Raw genomic sequence first — 23,274 nt, 5'->3', positions numbered from 1 at the left:
CGCTCAGGGCGCGCCCGCCTCGTCGGACAGCCCGACTTCCGACACCCGCACCTCCAGCAGCGCGAGCGCGCCGGACAACGCGTCGAGCGCGTCGTCCGGCAGCGACGCCATGGTCTTGCGCAGGAACGCATTGCGACGCGGCAGGCAGCCCTCGAACGCGGCGCGCCCCGCCGCCGTCAGCGTCACGTTGGTCACGCGATTGTCGCGCGGGTCCGGTTCGCGCTCGATCCAGCCGAGCGCCTCCAGCGTCTTCAGTTGCCGGGTCAGCGCGCCCGGGTCGATCCGCATCGTCTCGACGAGCCGCTTCTGCGACGACGAGCCGCCATGCTGGTTCAGCATCAGCATGATGCGCCAGCGCGGCAGCGGCTGGCCGACGTAGTGTTCGAATGCGCCCATGAAGGCGCGGTAGGTGCGGCCGAACTGCTGCATGACCGCGACGTGATCCCGTTCTTCCATCCGCTCGCTCGATCCTCGTGTAGTGGTCACGGCGCGCGTCAGTCGACCGCGACGGTCGGCTCGGCCGCGCGCCGCAGCGTGATGGGCGGCACGCGCCGCGCGTGCCAGGCGGCGAACAGCGCGACCAGCGCGCCAAGCGCCACGCCCAGGTGGATCGCGCCCACCAGCGCATCGCGCGCCGCCTCGATCAGGCGCGCGCCGTCGTGCCCCGCGCGGGTCAGCTCGTCGATCACGCGCGCCTGCGCGACGCGGTCGATCAGGATCTGCGGATCGGCGAGACGCGCGAACCAGCGCGACGCATGCTCGACACCGAGCGCGCCGCGCACGCCGCCTGCGTACATTTCGCTGACGAGGGTGCCCGTCAGCGCGGTGCCGACCATCCCGCCCACCATCCGCAGCGACTGCAGCAGCGCGGTCGCGATCCCCAGATGCTCGCGGCCCGCCGTCTGCTGCGCGAACACCGTGAGGTTCGGCAGCACGAAGCCGAGGCCGATCCCGCCCACGACCATCAGCGTCATCAGCAGCCAGCCGGGCGTCGCGTGGTTCGCCGCGACCACCCCGCCGCACGCGATCGCGAACAGCGCGAAACCGAGCGGCAGCATCACGTTCGGGCGGCGGATCCGCGTGATCACGCGGCCGTTCATGATGCTGCCGATCGTGATGAACACGACGAGCGGCGTGATCACGAGCCCGGCGTCCTTCGGCGACATCCCGAAACCGCCCTGGAACAGCAGCGGCGCGTAGAACAGCAGCGAGAACATCGCGAAGCCGCCGAGGATCGCGAGCACGAACAGCGTCGACAGCGCGCGGTTCGCGAACATGTCGAACGGCAGGATCGGCTGCGCGCAGCGCTTCTCCCACCACCACAGCGTCGCCCCGCCCGCGAGCCCGACCGCGAGCAGCAACGTCGGCCAGCCGACGAGGCCGTACTTCGGCAGCCATTCGACGAACAGCTGCAGCGCGCCGAGCGTCACCGCGATCAGCACCGCGCCGGGCCAGTCGAGCCGCATCTTCTGCGTGTGTTCGACATGGCGCAGGTGCGGCAGGAAGCGCCACACGAACAGCAGCGACAGCAGCCCGACCGGCAGGTTCACGTAGAACACCGAACGCCAGCCGTAATACTGCGTGAGGATCCCGCCCAGCGACGGGCCGATCGCGTTCGCGATGCCGAACGCGGAACTCATCATCACCTGCCAGCGCAGCCGGACCACCGAATCGGGAAACAGGTCCGGGATGCACGCGAACGCGGTGCCGACCAGCATCCCGCCGCCGATGCCCTGCAGGCCGCGCGCGAGCACCAGGAACAGCATGTCGTTGGCCATCCCGCACAGCACCGACGCACCGGTGAACACGACGATCGACGCGATCACGAACGGCTTGCGCCCGTAGTAGTCGCCGAGCCGGCCGAAGATCGGCACGGTGATCACCGAACTCAGCAGGTACGAGGTCGCGACCCACGCGTACAGCTCGAACCCCTTGAGTTCCGCGACGATCGTCGGCAGCGCGGTGCCGACCACGGTCTGGTCGAGCGCGACGAGCATCGTGACGAAGGAAATGCCGAGCATCGCGAGCAGCGATTCCCGGAACGGCAGGACTTGCCCGCTCGAATGGTGGGCAGCGGTATGAACAGCCATTTTTTGTCGGCGCAACGTTTGACGAGTCAACGAATAAAAAATTCTATCATGTGGCGTTGCGCAGCGCAGAACGCGCGCGCGCCCATCCGCCCCATCAGGAGGGATATGGAACCGATTTCATCCATCACCGGTCCGACGCTGTCGGCCGCCGATCTGGATACGCTGCGGCGCGCCAAGCTCGCGCTCGAAAGCCCGTCGCTGACGGTCAAGCTGACGAGCGTGGTGGGCGCGCCGATCGAGAAGCTGATCGCGAAGCTGCCGGGCTTCGCGACCGACAAGATCAACGACGCGACCCAGCTCGCGCTGCGCAAGTGCCTGCACCTCGCGCTGCGCACGATCGGCAAGTCGGGCGGCGTCGCGAGCGCGGGCGAGACGCCGGACAAGCCGAGCAACCTGCTGCACAAGCTCGCGGTCGCCACCACCGGCGCGGCGGGCGGCGCGTTCGGGCTGTTCGCGCTGCCGGTCGAGCTGCCGGTCACGACCACGCTGATGTTCCGCTCGATCTGCGACATCGCGCGCAGCGAGGGCGAGGACCTGCATTCGATCGAGACCCAGCTGCAATGCCTCGCCGTGCTCGGCATGGGCAGCGGCTTCCAGCCCTCGGACGGCAGCGCCGAAAGCGCCGATTTCGGCTATTTCGCGCTGCGCGGCGCGCTCGCGCAGGCGGTGTCGAAGGCGTCGTCGGAGATCGCGTCGAAGGGTTTCGCGGTCAAGGGCTCGACCACCCTGCTCAAGCTGCTGCAGGCCGTGACCGCGCGCTTTTCCGCGCAGGTCACGGAACAGGTCGCCGCGAAGTCGATTCCGGCGCTCGGCGCGGTGCTCGGCGCGACCGTCAATACGCTCTTCATCGATCACTTCCAGCAGGCCGCGCACGGCCACTTCGCGATCCGCCGCCTCGAGCGCCGCTACGGCACGGCGGCCGTCGAGGCCGCGTATCAGGCGATCGACGCGTCCGCCGTGCGCTGAGTGCCCCGCTCGACCGCGACGCGCCGCATGAACGCGGCCGCGCGCTCGAGCGCCTGCCCCGCCTCCGGCACGAACGGCGTATAGATCTGCCAGACATGCGGCTGCCGCGGCCAGATCTCGAATTCGACCGGCACGCCGGCCGCGCGCGCCTTGTCGGCGACGCGCCGCGCGTCGTCGAGCAGCACCTCGGTGCTGCCCGCCTGGATGAACAGCGGCGGCAGGCCGTCGAAATCCGCGTACAGCGGCGACGCATGCGGATGGGTGGCGGGCGCGTCGCCGAGATAGAGCCGCGCGGCGCGGCCGAGCGCCGCGCCCGCGAACATCGGGTCGATGCCGTCGTGGCTGCGCAGGGTCTCGCCGGTGGCGGCGAGATCGGTCCACGGCGAGAACAGGATCGCCCCCGCCGGCAGTGCCTCGCCGGCGTCGCGCAGCGCGACCAGCGTCGCGAGCGCGAGGCCGCCGCCCGCCGAATCGCCGCCGAACACGATCGACTCGGGCGGCGTGCCGAGCGCCAGCAGGCGCCGGTACGCGGCGAGCGCGTCGGCGAGCGCGGCCGGGAACGGATGCTCGGGCGCGAGCCGGTAGTCGAGGGAAAACGCGCGCACGTTCGCGCGCCGCGCGAGCGTGAACACGATCGGCCGGTGCGTGGCGGGCGAGCAGAAGTAATAGCCGCCGCCGTGGAAATACAGCAGCAGGCGGCCGGGCGTCGCATCGGTGCGCTCGAACCATTCGCCGGCAAGCGGCGCGTCCTCGGGCCGGCCGTGCTCGCGCAGCCGCCAGCCGGACGGCGCGCGCCGCGCCCAGCGCGCGCGCAGCGCGGTGAGCCGGCGCGCGCGCGCCGGATCGATCACGGGATTGAGCGTTTCAGGATAGAAATGCCGGCGCAACAGCCAGCATGCGACCTTGCTTTGCCAACTCATCGAACGCACTCGGGAACGGGAACGCGCACCATACCATGCGCGCCGAACCGCACGCCTTGCCGGTCAGCCCGCGGGCAGCACCTGGCCGCGGATCTCGCCCATCGGATGCGCGCCCGTGTGGATGTTGAAGTACCACTTGCCCGCCATCAGGTCGGTGACCTGCGAGTCGGTCAGTTCCTTCGAACCCTTGATCGGGCTCGCCAGCCCGTCCTTCGGGATCGGCACCTGGACCCCCGCGTTCTGTCCCACGGGCGCCGGCCCGTGGAAGTGCGCGGCGGTCGCGGGCCCCGTCAGGCCCGCGTAGGACACGCTCCAGCTCAACGTGCGGCTCGCGGTGTCGAAGGTCGCGGCAAGCTTGCCCTCGCCCTTGCTCGTGGTCGGCGGCACCTCGCTCGACGGCTGCAGGCTCGCGGCGAGCTGCACGGTTTCGGCATGCGCGCCGCCCGCGGCGAACGCCGCGGCCAGCACGCCGATGCGGATCAGGCGAAACGAAAACATGGATGGACCCCTCCCGTCACGACGGTCTGCGATCGCACGACAGGCTGCCGCGCCGATCCGACCGCTCCGGTCATGGTAGTCGATCGCGCGCCGCGCGCGCACGACGCACGAATGCGCCGCGCGAAACACGCACGCGCGCCGAACAGAGTGTTGCGCGGATCCGGCTCAATCCGCGCAACGCGGTTCGCTACACTGCGCGGCACAGTATTTCCTTCCGTCCGAAGGATTCTGCGAGTTTTGACGCGGCCCGCGGGCCGCGTTTTTTTTTGCCTGCCCGCCGCGCCGCGCGCCCCGTTCCGCACGCACACAAAATTGCGCAGCGCGGGCGCGCGCGATCATCGACAATGCCCGCATCGATCACTTCCACGGAAGCCCATCGTGCGCACCCGCGAACTTGTTCCCGGCAACAATCCGCGTCACTGCTGCACGCTTCACCGTCTATTGCTGACCGGCGCGGCCTGCGCCGCCTTGCACGCGGGCGCCGCGTCCGCGCAGGAGTTCGCGCTGTTCGGCGGCCTGCTGCGCGGCAACGACGGCCACAGCTACGCCTGGGCCTTCGATTACCAGGAGGGGCTCGGCCGCTACGCGGCGCTCGGCTTCACCTGGTACAACGAGGGGCACATTCCCGACCATCACCGCGACGGCCAGGCCGTGCAGCTGTGGGGCCGCCTGCCGCTCGCCCAGCGCCGCTTCGTGATCTCGGCGGGCGCGGGCCCCTACCGCTACTTCGACACGACCGCCGCGTCCAACGGGCGCGGCTACTCGGACACGCACGGCTGGGGCGTGCTGATGAGCGTGCGCGCCGCGTATTACACCTCGCACCGCTGGGTCGCGCAGCTGCAGCTCAATCGCGCGCAGATCTTCGGCGGCCCGAGCACCACCTCGGTGATGTTCGGCGTCGGCTACCAGCTCGCCGCGCCCGCCACGCCCGGGCCGCGCGACGAGGCGCCGGGCCGCGCCGGCCCGGTCACGCGCAACGAGATCACGGCGATGGTCGGCGAGACGATCCTCAACAGCACGCGCTCGCCGAGCGCGCTCGGCGGCAGCGTCGAATACCGGCGCGGCATCCTGAACGAGGTCGACTGGACCGCGACCTACCTGTACGAAGGCTCGAAGAAATCGATCCGGCGCAACGGCGTCGCCACGCAGCTGTGGCTCACCCGCGCGTTCTTCGACGAGCGGCTCACGCTCGGCATCGGCGCGGGCGCGTATGTCGCGCTCGACGAACGCGAGGTGCCCGGCAAGGCCGGCCCGCCGGACGGACGGCTCGCCGGCCTGATCTCGATCTCCGCGAGCTACCGGATCGGCCCGCGCTGGTCCACCCGGCTCACCTGGAACCGTGTGATGACGCGCTACAACCGCGACACCGACGTGATCCAGGCCGGCGTCGGCTACCGCTTCTGAGCGCCGCGCTCAGCGCGGCGCGAGGCGCTTGAAGAAACCGTCGTAGAACGCGGGATCGGTGACGGTGGTCGTGATCGAATCGCCGTTGGTGTCCCACTGCGTGACCACGAAGCGCGCCCACACCGAGACGCCACCGTCCGCGCGCGGCCGCACCATCAGCAACGCGCGCGCGCTTTCGTGATCGGTGCGCGCGGACAGCGGAACGCCCTTCGCCTTGAACACCGCGCGAATCGCCTCGCGCGCGCGATCGCCGACCACCCGGTTGCGCTCGCCCTCGACGAGCGCGCCGTCCGCATCCACCGTCACCGGATCGAAGTCGAGCGCGCGCAACGCGCCCGCGCCGGCGTCGCTCGCGGCGCGCAGCGTGCTCGCCGGATACGCGCGCTGCTGGACCCGCGCGAGCGACACGGCCTCCGCGTTCGTCAGGTCGATCGTGGTCTGCTTGGAGCTGAGCCGGATCAGGCCCGTCCTGCCGCTGTCGCCCGTCACCCGCGCCTGCGGGTTCGGGGTCTTGCAGCCGGCGAGCGCGAGCGCGCAGAAAGCGCCGGCGAGCGGGACGAGCCAGCGCGACGCGCGGCCGGAACGAACGGACGGAACGGACATGGCGGGACGGGGACGAAAAGGCGAAGCCCGCATCATGCCATGGGCGCGCGCGGTTTCGGCCATCGCGCACGCAACGCGCGCGGGCTGTCATGCAAACGTCATGCGACGACGGGCAGGACGCACCGCCGCACCTGTGCACGACGCCTCAATCGATCGCGCGCAGCACCCCGGCCAACTGCCGCGCCGCGCGCGCCCAGGTGAATTGCGCGGCGTGCGCGCGGCCGCGCGCGCGCATGCGGCCGCGCAGCGCGGGATCGTCCATCAGCTGCGCGATGCGCGCGGCGATGTCGGCCGGATCGCGCGCATCGCAATACAGCGCCGCGTCGCCGCACGCCTCGGGCAGCGACGCCTCGCGCGACGCGATCACCGGACAGCCGCACGACATCGCCTCGAGCGGCGGCAGGCCGAAGCCCTCGTACAGCGACGGGAACACGAAGCAGCCCGCGTGCTCGTACAGCGACTTCAACTCGCCGTCGCTGACATAGCCCGCCCGGATCACCTGTTGCGAAGCCTCGCCATCGGCCGATGCCGCCGCGCCGAAGATCTTCACGTTGGCGCCGCCCGCGATCACCACCTTCAGGTCGGGATGCGTGCGTTCGAGCAGCGCGACCGCCTCGAGCGCGCGCGCGAGGTTCTTGCCCGGCGCGAGCGAGCCGACGATCAGCACGAAGCGGTCGTAGGCGAGGCCCAGGCGCGCGAGCACCGCGTCGTCGCGTTCGATCCGCTCGAAATGATCCACGCCGGAATAGATCGTCGACACGTCGGTCGGCGCGACGCCCAGTCGCTCGACGATGCGCGCCTTCGAGAATACCGAGACGGTCAGGATGTGCCGCACGCGGCGCTTGAGCACCATGAACGCGAGCCGGTACCACAGCCGGAACGCAAGCGAATAGCCCTCCGGGAAATCAAACACCGCGGCGTCGTGGATCATCAGCACCTGGTTGCGCTTGAACAGCGGCCCGATGTTGCACAGGCTGAGGAGCGTCTGGTCGCGCGTGGCGAACGGCAGCGCGAGCTGTTCCCACAGCGCGCCGCGAAAACGCGGCACCACGCGGCACGCGAGCGTCGGCGGCAACGCGAGTGCGCCATGATCGCGCGGCACCACGAGCGTCGGCCCGCGCGCATCGGCCGGCGCGAGCCGCGCGAGCGCCGCGGTGAATTCGTGCGCGACGCGCTGCACGCCCGTCAGGCGCTGTGCGGTGAACTTGCCGTTGATCGCGACCGACGCGGGCAGCGCGGCGCGCGCCGCGCCGCGTTCGTCGGCGTCGAACCCGGGCCGGTACGGCGCGCCGGCGACGCCGCCCGAGGCGACCGCGTACGCGCCCGGCTCGGACGGAAAGGAGGAGCGGGATTCGCTCCCGGACGAAGGAGAAGTCATGGCTGCGGCGCTCGCGCGACATTCGGAGAGGGGCGCCCGTGTCCGCGCGGCGCGGTCACGAGCCCGGCCAGCCAGTGTCGCCGCGCGGGCGAGCGCGGTCTGTACGCTCGCCCGCACAAGCCGCGCGCCGCGCAAGCGTCAGCGATTGCGCGCGACCGACCAGACCAGGTAGAACGACTCCGCCGACGGCAGGATCTGCGCGAGCAGGCGGTTGAAGCGCGCCGCGGGCGCGGTGCCGACATAGACGACATCGAGCGGCTTCATGTCGAACTCGGTCGCGAGCATCAGCGCATCGACCTGGGTCATGTCGAGCCGGAACACCTCGGGCCGGTTGTGGCCCGGCGCGTAGTTGATCTTCTTGATGCCCTCCTGCAGGCCCGCCTGCGTGCCCGCGACCGACGTGAGCGGCGGATCCGGATGACGGATCACGATCACCTGGCGCGGATTCGCGCCGTTCGGGTCGATGCTGCCCGCGGTCGTGAGCGCGTCGGCGAGCGACAGCTGGCCCTGGTTCATGTACACGGTCTGCGGCTTCGGCACTTCGCCCATCACGAACACGCGGTTCTGCGTATGGTCCGGCACGTGCACGATGTCGCCCGTCCGCAGCACGATGTTCTGCCGCTGATCGCCGCGATTGAGGATCCGGTTCATGTCGATCGTCACCACCTGATCGCCGCGCGACACCAGCACGCGCTGCAGATCCGCGTCGGGATTCCCGCCGCCCGCGCGGTTGACCGCGTCGACCACGCGCATCGGCGAGCCGGTCAGCGACAGCTGGCCGGGGTTCTTCACGTCACCCGTCACCTGGACGCGCTGGCTGCGGTACTGCATCACCCGCACGTCGATCTGCGGATCCCTGAGGCGTGCCTTCAGCCGCCGCGTCAGCAGCGCGGCGATCTGCACGGGGCTCATGCCCTCGACCCGCACGCGGCCCAGCGTCGGAAAGAAGATCGTGCCGTCCGCCGCGACCCGCTGCCCCTGCGCATCGAGGTCGCCCTGCCCGTTCGCGCCGAACGCGCTGGTCTGCTGCGGCAGCACGCCGCCGAGGCTGCCGGTCGCCTGCAGCGTGCCGGGGTCGCCAAGCGGCGTGGTGGAGTCGGCGCCGCCGCGCGTCAGTTCCGGATGGCCCCACACGGTGACGCCGAGCACGTCGTCGGCGCCCACGCGGTAATCGTTGAAGGCGGCGGGCAGGCCGGACTGGATGCCGGCCTCGCGCGCACGCGCATCGGCCTCGTCGCCCTGCTTGAGCGTGTAGACGAGCTGCGGCGTGATCAGCTTGACGTCGTAGACGGTCGAATCCGTCGGTGCGCTCAGATTGTCGTTCATGCGGCTCGAATCGAGCGCTGGCCCCGGGGCCAGCGCGCAGCCCGACAGGACGGCCGCGAGCGCGGCCGCCATCGCGAGGGGCTTCAACATCGGGAAGTTCTCCTTATTGAGGGTGCCGCGCGGTGGCGCGGCGTCAGAATGCATTGCGGCCGACGAATCCCCTGACGAGCGTCATCAGGATGATCTTGATGTCGAACCAGAAGGTCCAGTTCTGCATGTAAAACAGGTCGAACTTCACGCGCGCGGCCATCTTCTCGACCTTGCGCGTCTCGCCGCGATAGCCGTTGATCTGCGCCCAGCCGGTGATGCCGGGACGCACGCGGTAGCGGTACATGTAGCCGTCGACCAGCTCCTTGTAGAGATCGTCGTGCTCGATCGCGTGCGGGCGCGGCCCCACCACCGACATCTGGCCGAACAGCACGTTGAAGAACTGCGGCAGCTCGTCGAGCGAGGTGCGGCGCAGGAATGCGCCGACCCGCGTGATGCGCGCGTCGTTGCGCGAGGCCTGCGCCACGACGCCCGTGTGCTGCGCATGCACGCGCATCGTGCGGAATTTCAGGATCTCGAACTCGCGGCCGTCGACGCCCTTGCGGCGCTGCCGGAACAGCACCGGCCCCGGCGAGGACAGCTTGACCGCGCACGCGAGCGCCGTGAGCAGCGGCAGCAGCGGTATCAGCACCGCGAGCGCGAACAGCCGGTCGAACACGAACTTCGGCCACAGCTGCGGCACCGACAGCGGGCTCGTCGCGAGATTGATGGCCGGCATGCCCAGCACCTCGGTGACCGAGCGATTGAAGAACGCGATGCCGCGCACGTCCGGCAGGAAGCGCAGGTTGACGAAGTCGTGGCGGAATTCGCGCACGATGCGCTGGATCTGCCGCTCGTGCGACAGCGGCAGCGCGAGCCAGATCTCGTCGACGCCGTCCATCCGCACCTGTTGCCTGAACGCGCGGAAATCGGTGACGAGCGGTACGCCGCTCACCGACGGCTCGCCGGCTGCGCCCTCGTCGAACACGCACACCGGCACGAAGCCGGCCCGCCGCGCGGCCTGCATCTGTTCGAGCACGGCGCGCCCGTAGGCGCGCGAGCCGACGATCGCGACCCGCCGGCGCCGCATCCCGGCGCGGTGCATGCCGCTGCCGAACGCGTGGCCGAGCGCGCGGCCCAGCAGCAGCACCACGCCCGCCATCAGCACGGTGCGGCCGAGCCACGACAGCGACACCTCGGTGTCGCGATGCAGTGCGCCCGCGCACGCGGCGGCGAGCGCCGCGACGCCGAGCCAGCCGAGCAGCACGCGCACGAGCGCGCGATACGAGATCCGGTCGCGCGCCGCACCGTAGACGCCGAGCGCCGGGAACACCAGCAGCGTCAGCACGCACAGCAGCGCGACGAAGGCGCGCTGCGCGTCGGACAAATCGAGCGCGCCGCCGTCGCGCAGCGCCTGCGCGAGCAGCGCGCCCGCCGCGACCAGCAAAACATCCGCGAGCCGCACGAAGATTCCAGGCATGGTGAATTCTCCCGACGCTCAGGCCGCGGGCCGCACGGCGTCGCGATAGCCGCCGATCCGCAGCGGCCGGCCGTCCGCCGGGCACGTATCGTCCTCGTGCTGCGCGTGCGTGATGAGCCGGCTGAATTCGCCGCGGATCAAGCGATAGCATTCGCATGCATGCGCTTCCAGGCCCGCGCGATCGAGCACGGTGATATGGCCGCGCCGCTGGCGGATCAGGCCCGCCTCCTGCAGCTTGCCGGCCGCCTCGGTCACGCCTTCGCGGCGCACCCCGAGCATGTTCGCGATGGTCTGCTGCGTGACCGCCAGCTCGTCGCCCTCGATCCGGTCGTGCGCGAGCAGCAGCCAGCGGCACAGCTGCTCGCCGACCGAGTGGTGGCGATTGCACAGCGCGCTGCGCGAAATCTGCGTCATCGCCGCCTGCCAGTAGCGCAGCATCAGCGCGTAGGTATCGAGCGAGCGGTCGAATTCCTGGCGGAACACATGGGTCGGGATCCGGTAGGCGAAGCCGCCGCTGCGCACCTCGATGCGGCTCGACATCGCGCCCGAACCCGCCAGCGTCGATACGCCCACCGCGCCCTCGTTGCCGATCGCCGCGACCTCGACCATCGTGCCGTCCTCCATCAGGTACAGCACCGACATCATCGCGGTGGTCGGGAAATACAGGTGGCGCATCGGCTCGTCCGCGCCGTACAGCAGCTGCGCGCTCTTGATCTTGACCAGCTCAAGATGCGGCTCGAGCGCACACAGGCTGTCCTCGGTCAATGAACCCAGCAGCGCGTTCGTCTGGAAACCCTCTCGTTGATGCAACATGTTCGTGCCCTGATTGATCCACCCCGCCTGAAGCGGGTGCGGGTATTTGCTTTCGCAAGACACGGTCACGGCAAGATTCACTCATTACCTCTGCGTCGTGTCGGCGGCCTGAAGGTCGTCCTCATTGCACGTTGCCGTGCCGCCCTCTTGCAGGGGCGCCGATACGTCAAAGCGATTTACGTGCCAATTGCGGCTCATCCTTAATATCAAAAGACCTGGATTCGAATTAACATTCACCGCACAGTTTTATTCGTGCAAAAGCGTCGCATTCGCGGACACTTTGGCGCGCGCCAAGCGACATCCGATGTTGCATCGAACCATTGCACATGACGCACGCGCCCACCTTCTCCACACGGCATCCGCCTTTACACACAATGGTTTGCATCGTTTCGCCCCTACCCTAGGGCGAATACTTAGATTTCCGTAACGAAAGCAACCTGCGCACTGTAATCCGTATGAAACTGTCGCAAAAGTGAGCCGAAAGACCTTTACCCCGATCTGTGACTCAACCCGCACTTGCTGCGCAACACATTGATTTACATAGGGATTTTTTAAAGCCGGAAAATTCATCAAACAATGTTTAATCCATCTGTAAAATTTTCTTCATACATTTTCCCAGCAAGCAAAAAATACCCATTGGTCTTATATCGGTATTATCGAAAAATAAACCCCCTTGACCAATCCCATCACAAGCCATATCGATTTATCGCCCAAAAACTTTCATCGATAATCGGAAATCGTTAAAGTTTGTGAAATCGCGCATTATATGCAATCCCCATAAAAATCAAGCGTGATAATCTGGTTTCTCATCATCAACAGTCAAATCGAATTAACAAATCGATCGGTACGTCGCCTATGCGCTGCCGCGCCGATCGCCGCGATTCGACGCCTCACGTGCGGCCGCGGCCCACGCGATCGCTTCCGGCGCCAGCCGGACAAGGAAGCCACGTGACACATCGTGAATACAAGGAACCGGCCGTACGGCCGGGCGGCGTCATGATCGAGCTGCCCCATCGCACCGACGCGAACCGCTTCCTCGGCGCGCTCGGCGCGGCCGAGCGCGCCGCACTCGCCGGCCACCTGCAGCTCGTGCACGTGAAGTCGGGCCAGGTGTTGTGCGAGCCCGGCGAGGCGCTCGACTACGTCTACCTGCCCGTGACGACGGTGATCTCGATCCAGTACGCGTCGTCCGACGGCATGACGCTCGAGGTCGCGGAAATCGGCAGCGAAGGGCTCATCAGCCAGGAACTGATCGGCAGCAACGGCGCGACGCCGTGCCGCGTCGTCACCTGTCGCGACGGCTTCTCGTACCGGCTCGGCGCGCGCGTGTTCTCGAACCTGCTGCGCGATTCCGCGGACCTGCGCCGCCTCGTGTTCCTGTGCGTGCAGCTGCTCATGGTGCAGGCCACGCAGATCTCGTTCTGCAGCCGCCATCACGTGCTGAAGAATCAGTTGTGCAGATGGTTCATGCTGGCGTACGACCGTTCGCGCAGCGTCGAGATCCAGGTCACCCACAGCATGCTCGCGCAGATGCTCGGCGTGCGTCGCGAGACCGTGACGGACGCCGCCGGCGACATCCAGAAGGCGGGCCTGATCCGCCAGTACCGCAGCTCGATCATCCTGCTCGACCTGCCCGGCCTCGACGCACAGTCGTGCGGCTGCCACACGATCGTGCGCGACGAGATGAACAAGATCCTGTCCGGCAACGTCGGCGTGCTCGCCGAGCTGCGCAGCTGAGCCCGCCCGCGCACCGGTAAACCGCGTACTTCCGCTCGCGAGACGGACGTTTTTGTAACTGTCTGTAAGGTGACGAACAGAAGCGCCGCGGCCGCGATGGTCTACTAGCTCATCGGTTGGGTATGCAATCGGGTATTGCCCGCCGATCCGGAGACCATCTCCCATGCCGGAGCGCCAGGTGAACAACGAGCTCAGAACCATCATCAAGGATGTCGCGCACCTCGAGGTGCCGATCGATACAGTCGCCAACGGCGACGATCTGTACGAAGCAGGGCTGTCATCGCTGAATACCATTCAGCTGCTGCTCGCGATCGAACATCATTTCAACATCGAAGTGCCGGACGACATGCTGAACCGTCAGCTGTTCCAGAGCATCGATTCACTCGCCGGAGCCGTCACGCAGTTGCAGCGTGCCGCGCAATCCGCATGAAGCGCTTCGATGCCGAGGCCGGCCCCGGCTTCGCCGCCGCCGATGCCACCGACGACCATGCGCTCGACGACGCCGCGCGGCGCGTCGCGCAGGTCGCCGCCCAGTTCGCGGACGACGTCGATCGCGCCGCGCGCTTTCCCGGCGAGGCCCTCGACGCGATGCGCGAGCATCTGTTGCTCGGCGCGATGGTGCCGCGCGATCTGGGCGGGCGCGGTGCGTCGCTGGCCGCGGTCGCGTCGGCGTGCCGCATCATCGGCCATGCCTGCTCCTCGGCCGCGATGATCTTCGCGATGCACCAGATCCAGGTCGCCTGCATCGTCGAACATGCGCTGTCGGACAGCTGGTATCGCCAGTTCCTCCGGCAGCTCACGCAGCGCGAGTGGCTGCTCGCGTCGGCGACCTCGGAGGACCAGGTCGGCGGCAACCTGCGCAACAGCCATTGCGCGATCGAGATGCGCGAGGGCAGCTTCACGCTGCACAAGCTGGCGCCGACCATCTCCTACGGCGCGCACGCCGATGCGATCCTCGCGACCGCGCGGCGCGACGCGAACGCGCCCTCGTCCGAGCAGGTGCTCGTCACGCTGCTCAAGGAAGACACCACGCTCACGCCGCGCAGCGGCTGGGACACGTTCGGCATGCGCGGCACCTGCAGCGAGGGTTTCGCCCTCGACGCGCGCGGCCACGCCGAGCAGATCTTCCCGGCCCTGTTCGCGGAGATCGCCGAGCAGACCATGGTGCCGACCTCGCACATCCTGTGGGCCGCCGTGTGGGCGGGCATCGCAGGCGACGCGTTCCGGCGCGCGCATCAGTTCTTCCGCACGCAGATGCAGAAGCAGGGCAGCACGCTGCCGCCGTCCGCCCGCCGGCTCGCGGAAGCGCTCGCGCTGCTGCAGGCGATCGACGCCCGCATCGAGGGCGCGCTGCGCCTGCACGGGCGCGGCATCACGCGCAGCTGGTCGGCGTCGATGGCGCACGCGGCCGAGCTGAACACGCTCAAGACCTATACGTCGTCGACCGCGCTCGAGATCGTCTCGCACGCGGCCATGATCTGCGGCATGGCGTCCTACAAGAACGGCACGCCGTACACGCTGGGCCGCCATATCCGCGACCTGCACTCCGCGCCGCTGATGATCAGCAACGACCGTATCGAGGCCAACACGGCCAACCTTTTGCTCGCGCTGCGCCCCGCTTCGCTGGAGAGAGATTCGTGAACGACATGACCATCCCCGCCGCGCCGGCCGCCGCCGCCGCCATCGACCGCGACGGCGTCAACCCGCTGCGCGACGAACTCGTCGCCGCCGGCCTGCTGATTCCCACCGGCGTGCAGGGCCTGTTCGGCCGCAGCGAACGCTTCGAGCGCGTGGTCGAGGGGCTCGACGCCTATATCTCGCGCCTCGGTGCGGACCAGCACGCCGAAGTGATGCGCTTCCCGCCCGCGATGAGCCGCCCCGAGTTCGAGCGCAGCGAATACCTGAAGAGCTTCCCGCAGCTCGCCGGCACCGTGCACAGCTTCTGCGGCGACGAACACGCGCAGCAGCGCGTGCTGCAATGCCTCGATCGCGGCGAAGACTGGACGGCCGACCAGAAGCCGACCTATGTCGTGATGACGCCGGCCGCCTGCTATCCGGTCTATCCGGTGATCGCGCAGCGCGGCCCGCTGCCGGCCGACGGCCGCATCGTCGACGTGTTCTCGTACTGCTTCCGCCACGAGCCGTCGCTCGACCCGACCCGCATGCAGTTGTTCCGGATGCGCGAGTACATCCGCATCGGCACGCCCGAGCAGATCCTCGCGTTCCGCGAGGACTGGATCGCGCGCGGCACGCGCATGATCGACGCGCTGCAGCTGCCGAACAGCATCGACCTCGCGAACGACCCGTTCTTCGGGCGCGGCGGCAAGATCGTCGCGAGCAGCCAGCGCGAGCAGAACCTCAAGTTCGAGCTGCTGATCCCGATCGAGCACGACGGCCGCCTGACCGCCTGCCTGAGCTTCAACTACCACATGGACCACTTCGGCCTGCTGTGGGGCATCAAGACCGACGCGAAGGCGGTCGCCCACACCGGCTGCGTCGGCTTCGGCCTCGAGCGCCTGACGCTCGGCCTGTTCCGCCATCACGGCTTCGATCTCGACCGGTGGCCGCAGTCCGTGCGCGACACGCTGTGGGGCGCGCAATGATTCGGGGCGCGCTCGATGCGCTGCCGGGCGCACCGCCCGGCGACGCGTTCGCCGATATCCGGCACCGCGCGCGCCACTATCGCCCGCATCCGCTGCACGGCCCGCAGATGGTCTGGAAACAGAGCAACTGCTATGTCGACCTGTGGATCGAGGTGCTGGGCTGGTGGGGGCTGAATCCGTATGCGGCGCTGCCGTTCACGGTCGGGCTCGACTTCGAGGGCGACCAGTTCACGTTCTTCAAGTTTCCGTTGGAGGACCTGGAGACGCTGTACGGCATCGTCGTGCAGGAGCATGCGATCTTCGAGTCGGTCGACGTCCACGTCGAGCGGCAGGTCGCGCGCGGCAACCTGATGCTGGTCGAGGTCGACGCATGGCATCTGCCGGACACGCGCGGCGCGACCTACCAGGCCGAGCACGCCAAGACCACGATCGGCATCGACGCGATCGATCGCGCGCAACGTCAGATCGGCTATTTCCACAACAACGGCTACTACCTTGCCGAGGGCGCGGATTACGACGGCCTGTTCGACGCCTCGTCGCCCGCCCGCCTGTTGCCTTACGTCGAACGCGCGGCGCGGCGCTTCGACCCGCTGCCGGAACGCGCGCTGTGCGACGCGTCGCTGGAACTGCTCGCGTGGCACCTGAAGCGGCGTCCCGCGCACAATCCGATCACGGCGTTCCGTCGCCAGTTCGCGATCGACGCGCATGCGATCGCCACGCGACCGCTCGGCTATTTCCACGCGTACTCGTTCAACACGGTGCGCCAGCTCGGCGCGAACTTCGAGCTGCTGGGCCGCTACCTGCGCTGGCTGGAGGCGAGCGGCTGCGGCGGGCCGTTCGAGTCGATGGTCGCGACCTGCGACACGATCGCCTCGGAATCGATGGTCCTCGAATTCCGGCTCGCCCGCGCCAGCGCGCGCGGCAAGGTGGAGCGCGGCGACAGCAGCCTCGACATCCTCGAGCGCGCGTACGCGACGCTCGTCGACCAGCTCGGCGCGCTCACGCCGCCGTCGCGACACGACGCCGCGTCGCCGGCCGGGATCACCACGGCAACGCAATGACCGCGGCGCCGGACAGCCTGGCGCGACTCGACGCCGGATGGACCCTCTGCGCGACGCCCGCGGGCGCGATCGACCGGCCTGAGCGCCTGCCCGACACCGGCTGGTGCGAGGCGCGCGTGCCCGGCACGGTCGCGCAGGCGCTCGCCGCCGCGGGCCGCTTCGATCCGGCCGCGCCGTATCCGCTCGGCGAATCCGACTACTGGTATCGCCTCGCGCAGCCGGGACGCGGCGCGCGCCGGCTGCGCCTGAACGGCCTCGCGACCCTCGCCGAGGTCTGGCTCGACGGCAAACGGCTGCTGTGCTCGACCAGCATGTTCATCGCGCACGAGCAGGACATCGTGCTGAACGACGCGAGCGTGCTGCATCTGTGCTTCCGCTCGCTCAAGCGGCATCTCGATACCGAGCCGTCGCCCGGCCGCGCGCGCTGGCGCACCCGGCTCGCCGAACCCGCCGGCCTGCGCGCGGTGCGCACCACCCTGCTCGGCCGCATGCCGGGCTGGTTCCCGGCCATCGAGCCGATCGGTCCGTGGCGCGCGATCGAGCTGATCGATCCGGCCGCCGGCCTCGCGGTGCTGCGTCATACGCTGCATGCGCGCGTCGACGGTCGCGACGGCCGGCTCGACGCCACGCTCGAATTCAGCGCGCCGCTCGCGCCGGGCGACGATGCGCGGCTCGTCTGCGGCGCGCACGCGGTATCGCTCGAACGCACCGGCCCGCGCACCGCGCGCGCCGGCCTGACCCTGCCCGAGGTCGCGCTGTGGTGGCCGCACACGCATGGCGAGCCCACCCTCCACACGGTCGAACTCGAACTGAACGGCACGCGGCGGCCGCTCGGCCGCACCGGCTTCCGCACGATCGCGCTGTCGCGCGGCGACGACGGCCGGGGCTTCGCCCTGTCGGTCAACGGCGTGCCGCTGTTCGCGCGCGGCGCATGCTGGTCGAGCGCCGACCCGCTCGCCCTGCACGCGCCGCCGCATGCCTACCGGCACGCGCTCGGTCTCGCGCGCGAAGCCGGCTGCAACCTGCTGCGCATCGGCGGCACCATGACCTACGAGGCCGAGGCGTTCTACGCGGCCTGCGACGAACTCGGCCTGCTGGTCTGGCAGGACTTCATGCTCGCGAACTTCGACTACCCCGCGGCCAACCCGCGCTTCGTCGACGCGCTCACCGAGGAAGCGCGCCAGTTCCTCGCGCGCCACGCCGCCAATCCATGCCTCGCCGTGCTGTGCGGCGGCAGCGAGATCGCGCAGCAGGCCGCGATGGTCGGGCTCGCGCCCGCGCAGCGCGACACGCCGCTCACGAGCGGGCTGCTCGCCGAGCAGGCCGCCGCCGGCCGCCCGGACGCGGTGTACATCGGCGATTCGCCGCACGGCGGCGTGCTGCCGTTCCTGCCGCGCGAGGGCGTGTCGCACTACTACGGGGTCGGCGCCTACCTGCGGCCGCCCGAGGACGCGCGACGCGCCGACGTCCGTTTCGCGAGCGAATGCCTGGCATTCGCGAACGTGCCCGGCGACGCCACGCTCGCCGCGCTGGGCCACCCGATTCCTCACAGCCCCGAATGGAAGCGCGCGGTGCCGCGGGACCGGGGCGCGTCGTGGGACTTCGACGACGTCCGCGACCACTACCTGCACACGCTGTACGGCGTCGCGCCCGCCCAGCTGCGCGCGCGCGATCCGGACCGCTACCTCGCGCTGTCGCGCGCGGTGGTCGCCGACCTGATGGTCGCGACGCTGTCCGAATGGCGGCGCGTCGGCTCGCGCTGCGCGGGCGCGCTCGTCTGGCAATACCAGGACGTGACGCCGGGCGCGGGCTGGGGCCTCGTCGACGCGTTCGGCCGCCCGAAATCGGCGTTCCACGCGCTGCGCCAGGTGTCGCAGCCACGCCAGGTGCTGCTGACCGACGAAGGGCTGAACGGGCTCGACGCGCACCTGCTCAACGACACGCCCGAGCCGCTCGACGCGCGGCTCGAACTGGTCGCGCTGCGCGACGGGCGCACCCCGGTCGCGCGCGCGGAACGGGTCGTGCGGATCGCCCCGCACGGCGGCGTCTGCCTGTCCTCGGCGGACCTGCTCGGGCGCTTCTTCGACTTCACCTACGCGTACCGCTTCGGCCCGCGCGAACACGACTGCGTGGTCGCCTCGCTCCATCACGCCGACGGCGCGCTGCTGTCGCGCGCATTCCACTTCCCCGAGCCCGCCGCCGCGAGCGTGCTCGAACCGCGCGACCTCGGCCTCGAAGCCGCGCTGTTGCGCGAAGACGCACGCTGGTGGGTCGAGTTGCAGACCCGCCAGCTCGCGCGCCACGTGCGGATCAGCGCGCCCGGCTGGCGCGCGCGCGACGACAGCTTCCATCTCGCGCCCGGCGCCGCGCTGCGCGTCGAACTGGTCGCAGAACCGGTCGACCGCTCCCCCGACGCTCACCAGGCTGCCCCGGTGGCAGACCAATGGCCGCCCGACCCGCCCGTGGTCGACGTGCGCGCCCTCAATTCCAACAAGACGATTCGCCCGAGGACACAACCATGAGACCTATCCAGTTCGATGCCTGTCTGGGATGGCTGCACGCGGGACGCACGACGCACGGCGTCGTACTGTGCGAACCGCTCGGACACGAGGCGCTGTGGACCCACAAGCTGGTGCGTGCGCTCGCGGAGCGGCTCGCGGCGCGCGGCCTGTGGGTGCTGCGCTTCCACTATCCGTCGAGCGGGGATTCAGCGGGCGACGACCTCGCGCCGGGGCGCTTCGCGCGCAGCCTCGCGAGCGTGCGCGCCGCCGTGCGCGCGCTGCGCCTCTACGGTGGCGTCGACCACGTGACGCTCGCCGGCACGCGCGCGGGCGCGGCGTTCGCGCTGCTCGCGGCCGCCTCGCCCGAGTCGGACGCGCCGCCCATCGACGCGTTCGTCGCGCTCGCGCCCATGGTGCGGGGCCGCGCCTATCTGCGCGAACTCGCGATGGTCCAGCAGCGCTGGCTGGACAGCGCGCCGCCCACGGTGCGCGCGGGCCAGCGCGATGAACCCGGGCTCAATATCCTCGGCCACCGCTATCCGGCCGATCTCGTCGACGCGCTCAAGGGCGTCGATCTCGTCGACGCGGTCGCCCGGGCGTCCACGCTGCCGCACGCGGCGCTGCTCGTCGACACCGAATACGGCGCGAGCCCCGCGCTGCGCGACGCGTTGCGCGCGCGCGGCGTGCCGGTCGACGAACTGGGCCTCGACGGCTGGGCGGGCGCGCTGCAGGAAGGCGCGCGTTCGCGGCTGCCGCTGCGCGCGCTCGACGCGCTGGCCGGCTGGATCGCGCGCGATCTCGGCACCTCGCCCGCGCGCGCCGCGCCGTCCATCCCCGCGGAAGCGCCGCTCGCCTGCACCGCCGACGGCGTCGCGGAACAGCTCGTGAGGATCGGCCCCGCGCGGCTCGTGGGCATGCTCTGCGAACCGGCGGAACCGACCGCCGTGCGCACCGACGTGCCGCTGCTGCTGATCCCGAATACCGCCGCGAATCCGCGCAGCGGCGACGGCCGGATCGCGGTGCGGCTGGCCCGCGCGCTCGCGCGCCAGGGCATCGCATCGCTGCGCATCGATATCGACGGGGTTGGCGACAGCGGCGCGCGCGCGCCCGACGATCAGTCGGTGGTGCTGTATTCCGAACGCACGATCGCCGACGTCGCGACCGCGGCCGACTGGTTCGCCGCGCGCGGCTGCCGGCCGGTGGTCGCGTTCGCGGTGTGCTCGGGCGCCTACGCGGCGCTGCACGCGGCCGCGCAGTCGACCTCGCTCGCCGGCGTGATCGCGATCAACCTGCCGCGCTTCATCTGGCCGCGCGGCATGACGCTCGCGGATGCGCTGCGCCAGCAGACCAACTCGGCGCGCGGCTATCTCGCCTCGGTGCGCGACTGGCGCAAGTGGCGCCAGCTGCTGCGCGAGCGCCGCGACCTGCGGCCGATCATCGGCGCGCTGCGCCGGCTTGCGCTCGCGCGCGTGCGCGTGCCGGTCGCGCGCCTCGCGGAGCGGATCGGCGTCGAGCCGTCGCGCGACACGCCGCGCGGCCTGCTGCGCGCGCTCGCGCGGCGCGGCGTGCGCACCTGGTTCGTGTACGGGGAATATGATCCGGGCGTCGACGAGCTGCGCCGCCATTTCGGCGCACCCGCCACTGCGTTCCGGCGTGCGCCGCTTGCAGACGTGCGGCTGATTCGCGAACTCGATCACTCGGTATACGGCTCGGCGGCGGCGGATCGGGTGATCGAGTTTTGCATCGAGACGCTGACCGGCTGGTCGCGCCTCGCGGCGGGCTCCGCCGCGCCGGCCCAGCCGGCCGTGGGCGAGCAACGCCGCGCATCGCGCCCGGCGTCGGCCTAGGTCAGTTCGACGAGGCGGCGCCGGCGCTCGCGCGCGGCCGCTCGATGCCGTAGGCGTCCATCCAGCGGTACAGGGTCGCGCGCGAGATGCCCAGCTCGCGCGCGGTGCCGGCGAGGCGGCCGCGATTGCGCAGCAGCGCCAGCTCGATCACCTCGCGCTCGATCGACTTGCGGATCTCCGCGACCGACAGCGGCGCGGTCTCGGCGCAATGGTCCAGCTCCAGGTCGTGCGCGGTGATCAGGCGGCCCTCGGCCATCACCAGCGCGCGCCGCACGCGGTTGATCAGTTCGCGCACGTTGCCCGGCCAATCGTGCTTGTACAGCGCGGAAATCGCGTCGGTCGAAAAACCGCGTACGCGATGCCGCGCGTCCGTCTTGAAGCGTTCGAGCATGTGCCGCGCGAGCAGCTCGATATCCTTGCCGCGCGCGCGCAGCGGCGGCTGGTCGACGCGCAGCACGCACAGACGATGGAACAGGTCCGCGCGGAAACGCCCTTCGTTCATCGCGCCGCGCAGGTCCACGTGGGTCGCCGACACGATGCGCACGTCGACCGGCACGGGATCGCTGCCGCCCAGGCGATGAATCGTGCGCTCCTGCAGGAAGCGCAGCAGGCTCGCCTGGCTTTCGAGCGGCAGGTCGCCGATCTCGTCGAGCAGCAGGGTGCCGCCGTTGGCCGCCTCGACATGGCCGACCTTGCGCCCGCTCGCGCCCGTGAACGCGCCGCGTTCATAGCCGAACAGCTCGGATTGCAGCAGATGCGTCGGGATCGCACCGCAGTTGACCGCGACGAACGGCCCGGCGCGCCGCGCGGAATTGCGATGGATCGCGGCGGCCGTCAGTTCCTTGCCGGTGCCGGTCTCGCCCGACACCAGCACGGGCGCGTCGGTGCGCGCGATGCGCCGCACCGTCTCGAACAGTTGCAGCATCGCCTCGCAGGTGCCGATCATGCCCTGCTCGTCGGTCGCGAGCGGCGTCGCATTCGGCGTGAACAGGCATTCCATCCCGTACGCATGGCCGACCGCGTCGACGATCCGCTGGTGCGACGCCGGCATCGTGATGTAGTCGAAGCAGTGATCGCGCAGCAGCGCGCGCACTTCGGGCATGCCCGCCTGCGGCGCCTCGATGAGCGCGACCCACGCGACCTGGCGCAGCGCCGCGCACACGGCCGCGACGCTGCCCAGCTCGTCGGGCGGCACACCGCTCAAGTCGAGGATGCCGCCCGTGACCTCACTCGTCGTGCTGCGGACCTGATGCGTGCCCGACACGATCGACACCCGCCAGTCGCGGCGCGCGAGTTCCTTGCGCAGCAGCGTCGACGGGGTGTGCGTCCAGTAAATCAGCGGGCGCTGTCGGGGAGATCTCCGAGTGAGACCCCCGATGATCGCGCTCGTCGTCATTGGTGCCTCCATAATGAACTGACCTGTCTACTCCACGAATTCGACCCACGAGGGAACCGGGCTACGCCGCGTGCGCACAGGCGCGCCGACACGAAAACCTCGGAAGAATGACGACCGGCCCGACCGGGCACGGCCATGGGATGCGAAGCGACGCCCGGCGCTCGACGCTTGCCGGACACGCGCCACGCGCGCGCAAGATCCGGCTGTCCGTCCCCGTTGGTGCTCGAAGCCGGGACACGATCCGGGCTGCGCCCGTCCGGATTGCTCGGGAGCGCGCATCAGATGCCTCGTTGGTCTCTCTGAGAGTTATTTGATTTTGCAAGGCGCACGGCTTCGCCATTGACGAGCCTCGTTGCGCCACAGGATTTGCAGTCAGCCATGCGGAGAATCCGGGACTATCCCTGCCGACAGGCAATCAAGCCACCTCGCCCGCATCGGGTTCCGGCTCGCCGGGGACGAGCGGCCGCGATGCAAGCGAGCCGCCTCGCCAACCCGCTGCGCCTCGTATCAGGGTGGCTTTCTATTGCGTCGTGCTTATGATGTCGACTGCGGAAGTTACTGTAACATTGGCCTTCACGAGCCATTCAATTCACAACCCTGATTTGACTATCATTGACCATTGCT

At 69.8% G+C, this 23,274-nt stretch carries 19 protein-coding genes; 9 read left to right on the top strand and 10 right to left on the bottom strand.

The window, feature by feature from the left end; all coding sequences use genetic code 11:
• Positions 1 to 3 precede the first annotated feature (3 nt).
• Together AC1RQF_RS26655 and AC1RQF_RS26650 are read right to left on the bottom strand one after the other, a co-directional pair.
• Positions 4 to 456: a MarR family winged helix-turn-helix transcriptional regulator gene (locus tag AC1RQF_RS26655; protein WP_273999101.1), complete on the bottom strand. Its 453-nt coding sequence runs from the start codon at positions 454 to 456 to the stop codon at positions 4 to 6.
• Between the two features lie 38 nt (positions 457 to 494).
• Complete coding sequence (locus AC1RQF_RS26650) at positions 495 to 2,090, bottom strand: MFS transporter (protein WP_273999102.1); 1,596 nt, start codon at positions 2,088 to 2,090, stop codon at positions 495 to 497.
• 105 nt (positions 2,091 to 2,195) lie between these two features.
• On the opposite strand from AC1RQF_RS26650, the gene AC1RQF_RS26645 reads away from it, so the two are divergent.
• Positions 2,196 to 3,056 (top strand): EcsC family protein, encoded by an 861-nt coding sequence (locus tag AC1RQF_RS26645; protein WP_273999103.1) that lies wholly within the window; start codon positions 2,196 to 2,198, stop codon positions 3,054 to 3,056.
• On the opposite strand, the gene AC1RQF_RS26640 is transcribed toward AC1RQF_RS26645, so the two are convergent.
• Together AC1RQF_RS26640 and AC1RQF_RS26635 are read right to left on the bottom strand one after the other, a co-directional pair.
• Positions 3,026 to 3,976 carry an alpha/beta hydrolase gene (locus tag AC1RQF_RS26640; RefSeq protein WP_273999104.1) on the bottom strand — a complete coding sequence of 317 codons (951 nt, stop codon included), beginning with the start codon at positions 3,974 to 3,976 and terminating at the stop codon, positions 3,026 to 3,028. The genes AC1RQF_RS26645 and AC1RQF_RS26640 overlap by 31 nt on opposite strands.
• Before the next feature lie 63 nt (positions 3,977 to 4,039).
• Complete coding sequence (locus AC1RQF_RS26635) at positions 4,040 to 4,474, bottom strand: CHRD domain-containing protein (RefSeq protein WP_273999105.1); 435 nt, start codon at positions 4,472 to 4,474, stop codon at positions 4,040 to 4,042.
• A gap of 444 nt (positions 4,475 to 4,918) precedes the next feature.
• Here AC1RQF_RS26635 and AC1RQF_RS26630 point away from each other — a divergent pair, with 444 nt between their 5' ends.
• Positions 4,919 to 5,878, top strand: a complete 960-nt coding sequence (locus AC1RQF_RS26630; RefSeq protein WP_274004371.1) for a hypothetical protein — start codon at positions 4,919 to 4,921, stop codon at positions 5,876 to 5,878.
• Between the two features lie 9 nt (positions 5,879 to 5,887).
• On the opposite strand, the gene AC1RQF_RS26625 is transcribed toward AC1RQF_RS26630, so the two are convergent.
• The 5 genes from AC1RQF_RS26625 to AC1RQF_RS26605 all read right to left on the bottom strand — a co-directional run bounded on the left by AC1RQF_RS26625 (position 5,888) and on the right by AC1RQF_RS26605 (position 11,505).
• A complete protein-coding gene (locus AC1RQF_RS26625; protein ID WP_492873314.1) occupies positions 5,888 to 6,481 on the bottom strand; it encodes a hypothetical protein in 594 nt (197 codons plus the stop codon).
• Between the two features lie 145 nt (positions 6,482 to 6,626).
• Positions 6,627 to 7,859 carry a glycosyltransferase family 4 protein gene (locus AC1RQF_RS26620; protein ID WP_492873313.1) on the bottom strand — a complete coding sequence of 411 codons (1,233 nt, stop codon included), beginning with the start codon at positions 7,857 to 7,859 and terminating at the stop codon, positions 6,627 to 6,629.
• A 138-nt stretch (positions 7,860 to 7,997) separates the two neighbouring features.
• Positions 7,998 to 9,275, bottom strand: a complete 1,278-nt coding sequence (locus AC1RQF_RS26615) for a polysaccharide biosynthesis/export family protein (protein ID WP_492873312.1) — start codon at positions 9,273 to 9,275, stop codon at positions 7,998 to 8,000.
• A gap of 43 nt (positions 9,276 to 9,318) precedes the next feature.
• Positions 9,319 to 10,692 (bottom strand): undecaprenyl-phosphate glucose phosphotransferase, encoded by a 1,374-nt coding sequence (locus AC1RQF_RS26610; protein WP_273999109.1) that lies wholly within the window; start codon positions 10,690 to 10,692, stop codon positions 9,319 to 9,321.
• 18 nt (positions 10,693 to 10,710) lie between these two features.
• Positions 10,711 to 11,505, bottom strand: coding sequence for a Crp/Fnr family transcriptional regulator (locus AC1RQF_RS26605; RefSeq protein WP_273999110.1), 795 nt, complete (start codon positions 11,503 to 11,505; stop codon positions 10,711 to 10,713).
• Between the two features lie 948 nt (positions 11,506 to 12,453).
• Between AC1RQF_RS26605 and AC1RQF_RS26600 the strand changes: the two genes are divergently transcribed.
• The 7 genes from AC1RQF_RS26600 to AC1RQF_RS26570 all read left to right on the top strand — a co-directional run bounded on the left by AC1RQF_RS26600 (position 12,454) and on the right by AC1RQF_RS26570 (position 21,254).
• Complete coding sequence (locus AC1RQF_RS26600) at positions 12,454 to 13,242, top strand: Crp/Fnr family transcriptional regulator (protein WP_273999111.1); 789 nt, start codon at positions 12,454 to 12,456, stop codon at positions 13,240 to 13,242.
• Between the two features lie 178 nt (positions 13,243 to 13,420).
• Positions 13,421 to 13,672 (top strand): acyl carrier protein, encoded by a 252-nt coding sequence (locus AC1RQF_RS26595; RefSeq protein WP_273999113.1) that lies wholly within the window; start codon positions 13,421 to 13,423, stop codon positions 13,670 to 13,672.
• Positions 13,669 to 14,883 (top strand): acyl-CoA dehydrogenase family protein, encoded by a 1,215-nt coding sequence (locus AC1RQF_RS26590; RefSeq protein WP_273999114.1) that lies wholly within the window; start codon positions 13,669 to 13,671, stop codon positions 14,881 to 14,883. Before AC1RQF_RS26595 ends, AC1RQF_RS26590 begins: the two co-directional genes overlap by 4 nt.
• Positions 14,880 to 15,845, top strand: coding sequence for an amino acid--[acyl-carrier-protein] ligase (locus tag AC1RQF_RS26585; RefSeq protein ID WP_273999116.1), 966 nt, complete (start codon positions 14,880 to 14,882; stop codon positions 15,843 to 15,845). The genes AC1RQF_RS26590 and AC1RQF_RS26585 overlap by 4 nt, the downstream gene beginning before the upstream one ends.
• Positions 15,842 to 16,906: a DUF1839 family protein gene (locus AC1RQF_RS26580; RefSeq protein WP_273999117.1), complete on the top strand. Its 1,065-nt coding sequence runs from the start codon at positions 15,842 to 15,844 to the stop codon at positions 16,904 to 16,906. The genes AC1RQF_RS26585 and AC1RQF_RS26580 overlap by 4 nt, the downstream gene beginning before the upstream one ends.
• The gene (locus AC1RQF_RS26575) at positions 16,903 to 19,428 is read left to right on the top strand and encodes a glycoside hydrolase family 2 protein (protein ID WP_492873311.1); all 2,526 of its coding nucleotides are present in this window, start codon (positions 16,903 to 16,905) and stop codon (positions 19,426 to 19,428) included. The genes AC1RQF_RS26580 and AC1RQF_RS26575 overlap by 4 nt, the downstream gene beginning before the upstream one ends.
• The gene (locus tag AC1RQF_RS26570; protein ID WP_273999120.1) at positions 19,425 to 21,254 is read left to right on the top strand and encodes a serine aminopeptidase domain-containing protein; all 1,830 of its coding nucleotides are present in this window, start codon (positions 19,425 to 19,427) and stop codon (positions 21,252 to 21,254) included. Before AC1RQF_RS26575 ends, AC1RQF_RS26570 begins: the two co-directional genes overlap by 4 nt.
• Position 21,255: 1 nt before the next feature.
• Here the strand turns inward: AC1RQF_RS26570 and AC1RQF_RS26565 are convergent, their stop codons facing one another.
• The gene (locus AC1RQF_RS26565; protein ID WP_273999121.1) at positions 21,256 to 22,650 is read right to left on the bottom strand and encodes a sigma-54 dependent transcriptional regulator; all 1,395 of its coding nucleotides are present in this window, start codon (positions 22,648 to 22,650) and stop codon (positions 21,256 to 21,258) included.
• Positions 22,651 to 23,274 lie beyond the last annotated feature (624 nt).

The organism is Burkholderia sp. GW821-FHT14F03 (assembly GCF_058803765.1).
This window is presented reverse-complemented; position numbering and strand designations above follow the sequence as displayed.